Here is a 12628-nt window from a genome sequence, read left to right as displayed (position 1 = left end):
CCCCGTGGTGTTGACACCACGCTGTTCTGGTTCGGGAGCCATGCATGAGGCACGCACGACGACGGGTCGTCCGGCGGGTGGCACAGCTGGCGGCGGTCGGCGGACTCCTCCTGGGAGGCACGATGGTGACGCGGGCGGTGGCGAGCGAGCCACCCGGCGCCGAACTTCCGCGTACGTTGGCGCAGTCCGCGGGCGACACGGGTACCGGGCTGGTGTCACGCCTGGGCACCACCCATACGGCGGGCAGCTGGGTCGACGCCGAGGGCCGGCCGGTCGTCGCCGTCACCGACGAGGACACGGCCGCCGAGGTGAAGCAGGCGGGCGCCGAGGCCAAGCTCGTGCGGTACAGCATGCATGACCTCAAGTCGGCCGCGTCGACCCTGGGTTCGGCGCCCAAGGTGCCCGGCACCGCCTGGGCCGTCGACTACAAGTCCAACGAGGTCGTGGTACGCGCCGACCGCACCGTCTCCACCGACGACTGGAACGAGTTGTCCGAGATCGCCGACGGCATCGGTGGTTCGGTACGCATGGAGCGCACCACCGGCACCTTCACGACCCGCCTCAACGGAGCGAAGCCGATCCTGTCCACCGCGGGCCGCTGCTCCGCGGGCTTCAACGTGACCGACGGACAGCGCGACTTCATCCTCACCGCCGGGCACTGCGGGCCCACCGGTTCCATCTGGTTCTCCGACAACCGGGGCAATGAGCAGGTCGGCAGGACGACCACCCAGAGCTTCCCGGGCGACGATTACTCGCTGGTGCAGTACGCGAACGGCAAGGCGGGTGACGGCGCCGACGTCGTCGCCATCGACGACGGGCGCGGCGTGCGGATCACGGGCCTGGGCGAAGCGTCCGTCGGGCAGCGGGTGTTCCGCAGCGGCAGCACGAGCGGGCTTCGCGACGGTGAGGTGACCGCGGTCAACGCGACGGTCAACTACCCGGAGGGCACGGTCACCGGCCTGATCGAGACGAACGTGTGCGCCGAACCCGGTGACAGCGGCGGGCCGATGTTCTCCGAGGGGATCGCCCTCGGTGTGACTTCGGGCGGCAGCGGCGACTGCACGGCGGGCGGTACGACGTTCTTCCAGCCGGTCACGAAGGCGCTGACCGAGCTCGGTGTGAAGCTGCTGGTCGCCACCCCGGACAACGCCGGACAGAGCGCTTCACCGTCGCCGGCGCCCTCGGCCACGCAGGGTGCGATCGCTCCCGGCGATGCGACGCCCGGGTCGTCGGCTCCGGTGACGGGCATCGTGGACGCGTCGACGCTGCTGTCGCGGCTCGCGAACCCCAGGAACATCGGACCGGGCCTGCTGGTCATGGGAGGCAGTCTGATCGCGCTGGTGGCAGCGCGCTACTTCCGTGCGGAACAGGACCGCAAGGCCTATCAGCGCTACTACTCGGCAACGTGGGGCTGACGACGGGGAAACCGGGCCGCCGGTGACGCGGGGCGGCCGTCCGGTTACGCTCAGGCCGCCGTCGCCGACTGCGGGGCCGCGGCGGCCCACTCCAGGACCAGCAGCTGGTACTTCTCGCGCTGCTCGCCGCTCAGTGTCCCGCCCGACCGGCGCCACAGGGCCCGGATCTCCTCGTTGACCTCGTCAGCCGAGCGATCGGAGGCGGGTTCAACAGTGGTGGACATGATGTGAAGCATACGGTTCCCGAGGTGAAGGCCCCGTGAGTAATCACGAACGTTTCGGACATATGGGACCGTGTTGCTGATCACGTCCATCTGCCAAGAACTGGTGCGGAGTTCAACCTTCCACGACACCGAGCACCAGTACCTGAATCGCCAGAACGGCCGCCCCGCGCGCCCAGTCGTGAAAGTCGGACACCCTTGCCTCCAGGTCAACGGGCGGGGCCAGCGGGTGACGCTGCACCTGTACCGCCTCCTCCACCGTCTTGCGCGCCACGTCCATCAGGCCGACGCCCTCACCGGCCAGCAGGATCTTCTGCGGCTGCGCGAAGTTGGAGATCTGCGCCACAAGTGTGCCCAGCGCCCACGCCGACTCCGCCACGATCCGCGCGGGCGCCGGCTCCCCCGCGGCGGCCATGGTGAGGATCTCCTCGTAGGAGCACTCCCGCCCGAGGGCGGCCTGCACCTGGTAGCGGATGCCGGGGATGGTGAGGAACGACCAGGCACTGCCGCGCACCCCGTCCGGCGTGAGCGGCCCGTACCGGTCGATGACCCATCCCTGGCCGAAGCCGACGAAGGGCACCCGCTTGCCGCCCAGGACCAGCCCGTAGCCGATGCCGGCGCCGATGGTGAGGACCACGAAGCGGTCCAGGCCGCGGCCGGAGCCGAACCAGGACTCGGCCTCGACCAGCGCCTCGACGTCGTTCTCGACGACCACCGGCAGCCCGGTGCGCTCCTCGACCAGCGAGCCCAGCGGCACGTCGCGCCAGGACAGGAAGGGCCCGTCGCGGACGGTCGTACGGTCCTGCACCAGGCCGCCCACGCCGATCCCGATGCCGGCGACACCCGGATGATCACGGGCCAGCTCGACCGTCATCTCAGCGATCAGGTCGGCCACCTCCACGGGATCGTGCGTACTGAGCGGGCGGTCGTGACGTGCGGCGATCTCGCTTCTGAGGGTGGTGACGACGCCGTACACCATGTCGGCCGTGATCTTGAAGCCGAGGAACGAACGAGACTCGGCGACAATGTCCAGCGGCTGCGAGGGGCGGCCCTGTCGGGCCTCCGCGGGCAGGGTCTCGTCCGGGACCTCGATCAGCAGGCCTGACTCCAGCAGCGGCTTGGTGAGCCGGGTCAGACTGCCCGCCGAGAGATTCAGCCGCCGGGCGATCTCCGAGCGCGACAAGGGCCCGCGCACGAGCACCTCGATCGCCACCGAGCGTTCACCCGCACTCAGCGGCAGCCAGCTGGCAGCACCTGCGCTCATCCCGACCGGACCCCCATGATTTATTTTGCTACGGAAGTAACGAACCCACTCTATGTGAGCCAGGCGACTTTCAAAAGATTCCTTCTCGCATCTTGACGGCCTGATTCTTTCGCCTCAAAAGTAAGTGGCCTGAGGTTGAGCCGCCGCAGACGAGGGAGTCTCTGATGACCATCGCCTCCAGCAGCCCTCCGTCGCGCGTGCCGCTGGGCGGCGCGGCGGAGGGACGGACGAAGACCGGCACCGGCCGGACGCGAGCCCGCGAAGGCGGAGGTGACGGCCGGCTCGCGGCCCTGTTCATCGCACCCGCCCTGCTGGGCTTCCTGGTGTTCCTGCTCTGGCCGACGCTGCGAGGCATCTACCTGAGCTTCACCCGGTTCAACCTGCTCACCCCGGCGGAGTGGGTGGGCTTCGACAACTACGTCCGCATGGTCAAGGACCCCATCTTCTGGGACTCGTTGGCGGTCACCGTCGAGTACGTGGTCATCAACATCGGCATCCAGACGGTCTCGGCGCTGGCGATCGCGGTGCTGCTCCAGCGGCTGACCCAGTCGGCGGTGCTGCGCGGGGTCGTCCTCACGCCGTATCTGATGTCGAACGTCGTCGCGGGCATCGTCTGGCTCTGGATCCTGGACACCCAACTCGGCATCGGCAACGAGATCATCGCGGGACTCGGCTTCGACCGGATCCCGTTCCTGGCGGACGAGACCTGGGCCATCCCGACGATCGCCCTGATCAATGTCTGGCGGCACGTCGGCTACACCGCGCTGCTGCTGTTCGCCGGGCTCCAGGCCATCCCGAACGACATGTACGAAGCCGCGAAGGTCGACGGTGCGAGCGAGTGGCGGATGTTCTGGCGCATCACGATGCCGCTGCTCAGGCCGGTCCTCGCGGTCGTTCTGATCATGACGGTGATCGGTTCGTTCCAGGTGTTCGACACGGTCGCCGTGACCACCGCGGGCGGCCCGGCCAACGCCACGAACGTGCTCCAGTACTACATCTACGGCTCCGCGTTCGGCCGCTTCCAGTTCGGCTACGCGTCGGCGATGTCCGTGGCCCTGCTGGTGGTGCTGAGCGCGATCACCTTCATCCAGTACCGGCTCACCCGGGCCGGCCAGACCGATCTCGGCTGACGGAGAGGAGTGACCGACATGGCTGTCGTCACAGCGACATCAACGAAGGTACGGCCCACCCAGCGCCGCAGGCTCTCCCCCGGCCGGGTCCTGGCCTGGGCGGTGATGGCCGCGATCACGCTCATCACCCTGCTGCCGTTCTACTGGATCCTGCGCACCGCGCTGTCCTCGAACACGGCGCTCGCCGCCCACCCCGGCGATGCGCTGCCCGTGGACCTGACGACCGGTGGTTTCGAACGTGCCCTGGGCCTTCAGTCCACCGAGGAGGCGATCGCCCAGGGCGGTTCGGGCGGCGGGCTGAAGTTCTGGCGCTATCTGATCAATTCGATGGTCGTGTCCACCCTGATCACCGTCTGCCAGATCTTCTTCTCCGCCATGGCCGCGTACGCCTTCGCCCGGCTGCGGTGGCGCGGCCGGGACAAGGTGTTCGCCCTGTTCCTGGCCGGACTGATGGTGCCCACGATCTTCACGCTGCTGCCGAACTTCGTGCTCATCAAGCAACTCGGCCTGGTCGACTCCTTGTTGGGCATCGCCCTGCCGACGATGTTCATGACCCCGTTCGCGGTGTTCTTCCTGCGGCAGTTCTTCATGAACGTGCCCCGAGAAGTCGAGGAGGCGGCCCTGCTCGACGGGGCCGGGAAGATCCGGATCTTCTTCCGGGTCATGCTGCCGATGGCGTCCAGCCCCATCCTCACGCTGGGCGTCCTGACGTACATCACCTCCTGGAACGACTACTTCTGGCCGCTGATGGTCTCCTACAGCGACAGCTCACGCGTGCTCACCGTGGCGTTGGCCATCTTCCGGGCGCAGACCCCGCAGAGCGGCTACGACTGGTCCGGCCTGATGGCGGCCACGCTCATCGCCGCGCTCCCGATGCTCGTGCTCTTCGGATTCTTCGCACGCCGCATCGTCAGCACCATCAGCTTCACGGGCATCAAGTAAGGGGACTGGGATGCGAATTCGTACCGTCGTGGCGCTGACCGGCGCACTCGCGTTGTCCCTGGTGTCCGGGTGCGCGCAGGGCGGCGCGGCCGGATCGGGGGCGAACACGGTGACGTACTGGCTGTGGGACGCCAACCAGCTGCCCGCGTACCAGGCCTGCGCGAAGGATTTCGAGAAGGAGAACCCCGGCCTCAAGGTCAAGATCACACAGATGGGCTGGGCCGACTACTGGACCAAGCTCACCGCGAGCTTCATCGCGGGCACCGAGCCCGACGTCTTCACCGACCACATCCAGAAGTTCGGGCAGTTCGCCGACCTGAACGTGCTCGAACCGCTGGACGACCTGGGCATCGACGACTCCGCCTACCAGCCGGGGCTGGCCGCCAACTGGACCGGCCAGGACGGCCATCGCTACGGCGCCCCGAAGGACTGGGACACCGTCGCGCTCATGTACAACAAGAAGATGGTCAAGGAGGCCGGGCTCACCCAAGAGGGGCTCAACAGCCTCTCCTGGAACACGAAGGACGGTGGCTCCTTCGAGAAGGCCATCGCGCACCTGACCGTCGACAAGAACGGCAAGCGCGGCGACGAACCGGGCTTCGACAAGAACAACGTCAAGGTGTACGGGCTCGCCACGGGCGGCGCCGGCGACAGTGACGGGCAGACCAGCTGGAGCCCGTTCACCGGTTCGGCGGGCTGGCACTACACGGACAAGGCGCGCTGGGGCTCCAAGTACCAGTACGACAGCAAGACCTTCCAGTCGGCCATCGACTGGTACTTCGGACTCGCGAAGAAGGGCTACCTCGCGCCCTTCACCGACTACACCGACGGCGCCAACCCGGCCAACGCCCAGGTCGCCTCCGGCAAAGCGGCAACCTCCATCGACGGCGCCTGGCTGATCTCCACCTACTACGGCACCAAGGGCCTCGACATCGGCACCGCCGTCACCCCGGCCGGCCCGACCGGCAAGCGCGCCACCATGATGAACGGCCTCGCCGACTCCATCACCAAGAACGCCCCCAACAAGGCGGGCGCGAAGAAGTGGGTGCAGTACCTGGCCTCCGACGAGTGCCAGAAGACCGTCGGCGGCTACGGCATCGTCTTCCCCGCGACGCCGGACGGCACTGAGGCCGCTGTGGCCGCGTACGAGAAGAAGGGCATCGACGTGTCCGCCTTCACCGAACCGGTCACCGACAAGAAGGACTTCACCACCTTCTCCTTCCCGATCACCGACTACGCGGCGGACGTGTACGCACTGGTGCGCCCCACGATGCAGGACGTCTACGCCAACGACGCCCCGGTGAGCGACCTGACCAAGACCAACGACCAGGTCAACTTCATCCTCGGACAGTGAATCCTCGGACAGTGAAAGGCACACACTCCATGACGTTCTCCCTCGGCATCGTCGGCGCCGGCCAGTTCTCCGGCCAGTTCGCCACGTTGTTCCAGGCCCACCCCGGCGTCGGCGACGTCTACGTCACCGATCTGCTGCCCGAACGGGCCGAGCAACTCGCCGCCGCGCAGGGACTGGCCGGGACCTTCCCCTCGTACGAAGCGATGCTCGAGTCGCCGGCCGTCGACGCGGTCGCCATCTTCACCCAGCGCTGGACGCACGGCCCACTGGTGCTCCAGGGCCTGAACGCCGGCAAGCACGTCTACTCCGCCGTCCCGATGGCGATCACCACGGAGGAGATAGCGGCGATCATCGAAGCGGTCAAGGCGACCGGACTGACGTACATGATGGGCGAGACCAGCCAGTACAACCCGGCCACGGTCCACGCCCGCAACCAGATCGCCGAGGGCGCCTTCGGGCGGATCTTCTACGCCGAGGGCGACTACGTCCACGACATGGATCTGGGGTTCTACGAGGCGTACCAGTACAGCGGAGGCGAGAACTGGAAGTCGACCGCCTCCTATCCCCCGCTGCTGTACCCGACGCACGCGGTGGGCGGGGTGCTCGGAGCCTGGCAGACGCACGCGGTGAGCGTGTCGGCGATCGGTGTGGTCGACGACCGCGGTGACGGTGTCTTCGACAAGGAGGTCAGCCAGTTCGGCAACGACGTCTCCAACGCCACCGCGTTGTTCGAGGTGGCCGGCGGCGGTTCGTTCCGTACGAACGAGTTCCGGCGGGTCGGCTATCCGTCCCACATCCGGGAGTCGCGTTTCCGGTTCTTCGGCACGGAGGCGAGCATGGAGCAGCTCGCCACGGTGGCCTTCTGGCAGGACAAGAAGGGGGTCAAGGACATCAGCGAGCTCCTTGAGCCCAAGCCCACGCTGTCTCCTGACGACCCGTCGCTCCAGCACATCGCGCCGGATCTCCGGGCCGCCTTCACTTCCGGTTCGGCTCCGGTGCACGACCGGGCTCGGCTGCCGCGGGCGTTCGACAACCTGCACAACGGCCATGAGGGCAGCCACCACTTCCTGGTGGACGACTTCGTGACGGCGGTCAACACGCGGACCCTGCCGTCGGTGAACGCGTGGGTCGCGGCCCGCTACACCCTGCCGGGCATCGTCGCGCACGAGTCGGCGCGGCAGGGCGGGGCCAGGCTGGAGATCCCGGACTTCGGGGACGCGCCTCAGGCATGACGCGAGCGAGGCCGGTGCCGTGCGGCACCGGCCGCTCGTACCGCGGGGGCGCGCCTCAGCCGGGCCGGTGCGGTGGCCCGCCCATTCCCGCGTCACGGGCGCGGGCGACGGCCGCGGCGCGGTCGGAGACCTGGAGTTTGTACAGGATCGCCGACACATGGTTGCGGACCGTCTTCTCCGCCAGGACCAGGCGTCCGGCGATCTGGTGGTTGCCGATTCCGAGGGCGACCAGATCCAGCACCTCCCGTTCCCGCTCGGTCAGTTCCGGGAAGACCTGCGCCGTGTAGTCGCGGTGCGCGCCGGTGAAGAAGTCGACGATCCGGCGCGCCACGGCCTTGCCGTACACCGCGTCCCCCGAGGCCAGGGTGAGGACGGCCCGGACGATCTCGGCGCTGTCGGCGTCCTTGAGGAGATAGCCCCGGGCTCCGGCGCGCAGCGCCCCGAACAGCGCCTCGTCGTCCTCGTGCATCGTCAGCACCAGGACGCCGAGGGAGGGTTGGCGGGCCACCAGGGCGCGGATGGCCGCGGTGCCGTCGAGGCCCGGCATGGCCAGGTCCGTCACGACGATGTCGGGTGCCGTACGGTCGACGGCTGCCAGCAGGTCCTCGCCGTTCGAGGCCTCGGCGACGACCTCCACATCCCCGCTCGAAGCCAGCACGGCTGCCAGGCCGTAGCGGTACATGGGGTGGTCGTCGGCGATGACCACGCGCACGGCGCGGCTGTCACTGCTCATTGCTCCTCCCGGTCGCGGCGTCTCCTGCCGGCCAGGGTTCGTGTCCCCTTCTCGGCGGCCAACCCGCCCGGTCCCCGGGGGACTTGTGCCTCAGGCCATGGCGGCGGGGGCGGGCGAACATGGCGTGACTCCCGTAGCTGATCCGCCGCGCGAACCGCGCTCCTGCCCGGCCCGGGCGGTAGAGCTGCGGGAGGCCATCCCGTCACTCGAACCGTGGGAGCACCATGTCGACGACATCGTCCCAGGCCACCGTCTCCGGGCGGATGACGGCCGTGCTGGCCTCGATCCCGCCCGCCCTCGCCGCCGCCGTCGGGCTGCTGCTGCGTACGCAGAACGCCGAGCAGGTCGCCCAGCTCGCCGCCTTCATCGCCGTCCTCGTCACGGCCGGAGTGCCGTGGCTTCAGCGCTCGGCCGGCGCGGACTGCCGACGGGCAGCCGGCCGCACCGGCGGGGTGACCCACCTGACCGGTCCGCTGCCCCGGATCGTGCCGAGCACCACTACCGTCGTCCTGTCCGTGGCGCTGGGTGCCGCGGCGTTCTGGCTGCTCTATCTGCTGACCACCTGGCTCGGTCTGGGCAGCCTGGGCTACTGGAGCGGTGAGTACCCCAGCGACCCGTCGGAGGTCCACCGCGCGGTCGCGCTGCGCTGCCTCCCGGTCCTGCTGCCCGGCGTCTTCGCCATTGGCGTCGCCATGGCGCACCGTCTGCACGACAAGGCGCGGCCCGCCCTGCTCATCACGAGCGCCCTGTTCACCATCGCGGTCCTCGTCACCAACGCGGTGCTGGTGCACCACTGGGGCAGCGAGCCGTTGCCGGAGTACGTCTACGTGCCGCTGGTGCTCGGCGGGCTGGCCTGGCTGGTCTGCCATGCCGCCCGCCGGTACGCCGCGCGCACTCAGCATCTGTTCGACCTGATGCAGGCGGTGCGGGTGGAGTTCCGTCGTGCCGCGGAGCACGGCGACGTCTGAACGCCCGGCCGCAAGGCGCTCCTTGCCGGATCTCATCGAGGCCGGAGCTTCAGCATCGTCAGTGCCTGGTCCGCCTGTACCAGCCGGAATCGGCCGACGCCGTCGAGACCGGAGGCGGCCAGGCCGCCGGTGTCCGGGTTGCTCGCCCCGCGGTCGACGTCCAGAGCGCTTTCCCTCAGGAGCGTTCGGATGTCGCGCGGTGACAACGCGGTGTCGGCCTCCAGCAACAGGGCGCAGGCTCCGGCCACTTGGGGCGCGGCCGCCGAAGTGCCGCTCAGCACCACCCAGCCGTCGCCCGGCGTCGTCCCGTCCCCTTCGGGATACGGATACCTGGCGCGCTCCTGGTCGATCGTGGAGCCCCGGGGAGCCGGCAGCACGATGTATGTCGCACCAGGGCGCATCCCCACCAGACCGCATACGTCGGGGACGACGCGACCCGGGTAGATGGCACTGGTGAACGCGCTGGCGTAGTCGGACGCCTCATAGAAGCGCTCCTCGTTTCGATGGACCCCGCCGACGGCGATCACGTCGCGGTGTTGCGCCGGGAACGCGTGGTGGCCGTTGCCCGCCGCGCATACCACAACGATGCCGGCGCGCACGGCGAGTGACACCGACACCGCCAGAACCGCGTCGATGGCCTCCAGAGGCGGGGTCTTGACGTGATACTCCAGACTCATGCTGATGATGTCGGGCTTCTGCTGGTGCCGGGCCGCCGTGTTGAAGGCCCCGAGCAGGTTGGTGTCCTTGGCCTTCACCATGGTGAAGTCGATGCCGGGTGCCACCGCGAAGGCGTTCGCCGACTCACAGGTGCCGTGCCCGTCCTCGTCGACCTCCGGGTCGGCAGTGCCCGGGCCAAGGACGACGGTGCCGCTCAGCCCACGGTCGGTGAAGTACGGGTGGTTCTCCCATCCGGTGTCCACCATGGTCAGCCGGATTCCCGCACCCGTGTACTTAACCTGCACCGCCCGCGCGCCCAGGTGCTCGGCGACCTGCTCGGTGGTGAGGTGCCAGTATTCGGGCTGTGGAAGCGCGCCGGCGCCGCGCAGCGTGGTCGCCGGCTGCTCCAGTGCCACGCCTTCCAGGAACTCGGCAGCCGGCAGGCCTTGCGTCGAGATCAGCCCGGGAAGGTCGGCCCTGGCGGTGTCCAGGAACGTACGGGTCCTGCGCAGATCCACCGCACCGGGCTGGATGACCTCCCGCTCCTCCGTGATCAGGGTCGTCGCAAAGTAGCGTTCGTAGAGCTCGGGCGGACCGGCGATGTTGATGGTCGCCGGTGACCGGTCGAGGATGGTGAAGCCGGCAGCGGCGAGTGCCTGCTCGGCTCGTTCCGACACGGGGCCCGCGGACACGAAGTCCTCCGCGTTGTCCGTCGTGATCTCCCCGGCCTCGAAGAGTGACGTGCCGCCCTGCGACCGGGGTGACGCCTGCGCGTACACCAGGCGGGGCAGCCGTCCGTCGATCTTGTATGCCATGTGCGTGTACCCCCGATGAATCAGAGCCGGGCGGCCGGTACGGCCAGTGACACGTTCAGCGGGCCGTCCATGAAGACGAGCCCGGCCTCCGCGAATTCGTTCAGAACGCGTTGCGCCTCTTCCACCGGTCCGCGCAGCCCCAGCTGCTCGTGCACCGCGGCCGTTGTCACCGGGCGGTCGCAGCAGGCCAGGTACAGGTCGGCGGCCGGGCCCTCGAAGAGGTAGGTGCCTTCGTCTTCCTTCCGTCTGCTGTCGTGGATCTGTACGTAGTGGGGCGCCTGCCGGTACTCCAGTACTGGTGGACCGGCGTCGCCCTGCCAGGCGCGCTGCCAGTCCGCGACCGCCTGGCGCAGGGTGGTGTAGTCGTCGTCGGGGAGTGCCCCCTCGATCTCGCAGCGGAAGAAGTACGCCACCCTGTCGAGATCGATGGACGCGGGGTAGACCTGCGCGTAGGCGGGCTCGGGGCGTAGGTCGCGCAGGATCTGTTCGCGGTCGGCGAAGAGGGGGCTGAACCGCTCCATCGCGAGGCGTCCGGCGTCTCCTGGCGGCGTCAGATGCCACAAGTGACGCAGGACGCGAGCCTGTTCGGAGGAGTCCTGGGGTGTCTCGCCGGGAAATCCCCACAGGAGGTTCCAGTTCACTTCTATTCCGTAATGCTGGGCCCAGCGCAGGAGATTGATGTTCTGTGCGGCAGTTACGCCCTTGCGCATGAGACTCAGCACACGGGAACTGAGTGACTCGATTCCGGGCTGGATCTGTGTGACGCCTGCGTCCGCGAGCAGTTTGAGCTGTTTCCTGGTGAGGTTCGCCTTCACCTCGTAGAAGATTTCGTAGCTGGCGTCGCTTTCGACGAGGGCGGGAAACAGGGTCCGGAAGTAGCGCATGTCGAGGATGTTGTCGACCGCTTCGAAACGGAAACTGCGGTATCTGCGGGCCTGGTGGGCCAATTCGTCCTGTACTCGCTGCGCCGACTTGGACCGGAAGTGCATGGTCTCCCCGTTGAGACCGCAGAAGGTGCAGTGGTGTTTCATTCCCCACCAGCAGCCGCGGGCGGTTTCCAGAGGGATGCAGATCGCGCGGGCCGCCGTGCGGGGCAGGAGTCCTAGGTTCTCGGCACGCCGGAAGTACTCGTCGTAGTCCGGCATCGGCAAGTCGTCGAGTGCCTGGGTGAGCCGCGGTTGTGGCCCGGTCACCACCTTTCCGTCCACCCTGCGCGCCAGTCCGGGCACGGCAGCGAGGTCACCGTCCCCGGCCAGGGCATCCAGCAGCAGCGGGAAGGCGGTGTCGGCCTCTCCGATGACCGCGGCGTCGATGCTGTCGACGGCGCGGAGCAGTTCCGGGCCCATGGGGGCGTCGAAGTTGGCGCCGCCGAAGAGGATGAACAGGTGCGGATGTCGTTCCTTGAGCCGCCGGGCCAGCGCGATGGCGGCTGCGTTCTGCTGGAACGTCGAGGTGAAGCCGACGACGCGGAACTCGTCCCAGGGATACGTGTCGACGAGCGCGTCGAGGTAGGCGGGGACGTCCTTGTGCCGGATGTGCAGGAGACGGTCGCGCAGTTGGGCGGCGGGGATGCCACGGTCCCGTGCGATGTCGTCGGCGTACAGGTCCAGGAATCCGTCCTGCGGGTCGGGCGCGGCCGCCCCGAAGGCCTCCAGGGAGAACAGCCAGTCCCCGACCAGGTGGCCCGAGCGGTCCGCCAGTGCGCGGTACACGTCGACGCCGAGACCCGCGGCGAAGTCCAGGTTGGCGTGGAGGGTGCGGGCAGGGAATCCGTGCGCCAGCGCGATTGCGCTCAGCAGACCGATCTGAAGGGATGGACGGCGGTCGTCCATGAAGGGCATGCACACCAGGACGACGGGCCAGCCGTCGCGTCGCGGGTCACGCGCCGTCGACATCG

General features: G+C 68.5%; 11 protein-coding genes. 6 read left to right on the top strand and 5 right to left on the bottom strand.

All coding sequences use genetic code 11. The features are described from left to right. Window positions 1-44 precede the first annotated feature (44 nt). Complete coding sequence (locus tag KCH87_RS18780; protein ID WP_210587278.1) at window positions 45-1415, top strand: S1 family peptidase; 1371 nt, start codon at window positions 45-47, stop codon at window positions 1413-1415. Between the two features lie 50 nt (window positions 1416-1465). Here the strand turns inward: KCH87_RS18780 and KCH87_RS18775 are convergent, their stop codons facing one another. Next, window positions 1466-1651, bottom strand: coding sequence for a hypothetical protein (locus KCH87_RS18775; RefSeq protein ID WP_210587277.1), 186 nt, complete (start codon window positions 1649-1651; stop codon window positions 1466-1468). Between the two features lie 100 nt (window positions 1652-1751). Beyond that, complete coding sequence (locus KCH87_RS18770) at window positions 1752-2900, bottom strand: ROK family transcriptional regulator (RefSeq protein ID WP_210587276.1); 1149 nt, start codon at window positions 2898-2900, stop codon at window positions 1752-1754. 164 nt (window positions 2901-3064) lie between these two features. Between KCH87_RS18770 and KCH87_RS18765 the strand changes: the two genes are divergently transcribed. Genes KCH87_RS18765 through KCH87_RS18750 form a run of 4 tightly spaced genes read left to right on the top strand, consistent with a single transcriptional unit; the run spans window position 3065 to window position 7558 of the window. Next, a complete protein-coding gene (locus KCH87_RS18765) occupies window positions 3065-4030 on the top strand; it encodes a carbohydrate ABC transporter permease (protein ID WP_210587275.1) in 966 nt (321 codons plus the stop codon). An 18-nt stretch (window positions 4031-4048) separates the two neighbouring features. Further along, the gene (locus KCH87_RS18760; protein ID WP_210587274.1) at window positions 4049-4972 is read left to right on the top strand and encodes a carbohydrate ABC transporter permease; all 924 of its coding nucleotides are present in this window, start codon (window positions 4049-4051) and stop codon (window positions 4970-4972) included. Window positions 4973-4982: 10 nt separating this feature from the next. After that, entirely contained in the window at window positions 4983-6326 is a 1344-nt protein-coding gene (locus KCH87_RS18755; RefSeq protein ID WP_210587273.1) for a sugar ABC transporter substrate-binding protein, read from the top strand. A gap of 29 nt (window positions 6327-6355) precedes the next feature. Continuing rightward, complete coding sequence (locus tag KCH87_RS18750) at window positions 6356-7558, top strand: Gfo/Idh/MocA family protein (RefSeq protein ID WP_210587272.1); 1203 nt, start codon at window positions 6356-6358, stop codon at window positions 7556-7558. Window positions 7559-7613: 55 nt separating this feature from the next. Here the strand turns inward: KCH87_RS18750 and KCH87_RS18745 are convergent, their stop codons facing one another. Further along, window positions 7614-8291, bottom strand: coding sequence for a response regulator transcription factor (locus tag KCH87_RS18745; protein WP_210587271.1), 678 nt, complete (start codon window positions 8289-8291; stop codon window positions 7614-7616). 224 nt (window positions 8292-8515) lie between these two features. On the opposite strand from KCH87_RS18745, the gene KCH87_RS18740 reads away from it, so the two are divergent. Next, window positions 8516-9259 (top strand): hypothetical protein, encoded by a 744-nt coding sequence (locus KCH87_RS18740; RefSeq protein ID WP_210587270.1) that lies wholly within the window; start codon window positions 8516-8518, stop codon window positions 9257-9259. A gap of 32 nt (window positions 9260-9291) precedes the next feature. Here the strand turns inward: KCH87_RS18740 and KCH87_RS18735 are convergent, their stop codons facing one another. Continuing rightward, the gene (locus KCH87_RS18735; protein ID WP_210587269.1) at window positions 9292-10731 is read right to left on the bottom strand and encodes a S8 family serine peptidase; all 1440 of its coding nucleotides are present in this window, start codon (window positions 10729-10731) and stop codon (window positions 9292-9294) included. A gap of 20 nt (window positions 10732-10751) precedes the next feature. After that, complete coding sequence (locus tag KCH87_RS18730) at window positions 10752-12626, bottom strand: RiPP maturation radical SAM C-methyltransferase (protein ID WP_210587268.1); 1875 nt, start codon at window positions 12624-12626, stop codon at window positions 10752-10754. Window positions 12627-12628: the final 2 nt, after the last annotated feature.

Source organism: Streptomyces sp. GESEQ-35, assembly GCF_017948485.1.
Lineage (GTDB): Bacteria > Actinomycetota > Actinomycetes > Streptomycetales > Streptomycetaceae > Streptomyces.
This window is presented reverse-complemented; position numbering and strand designations above follow the sequence as displayed.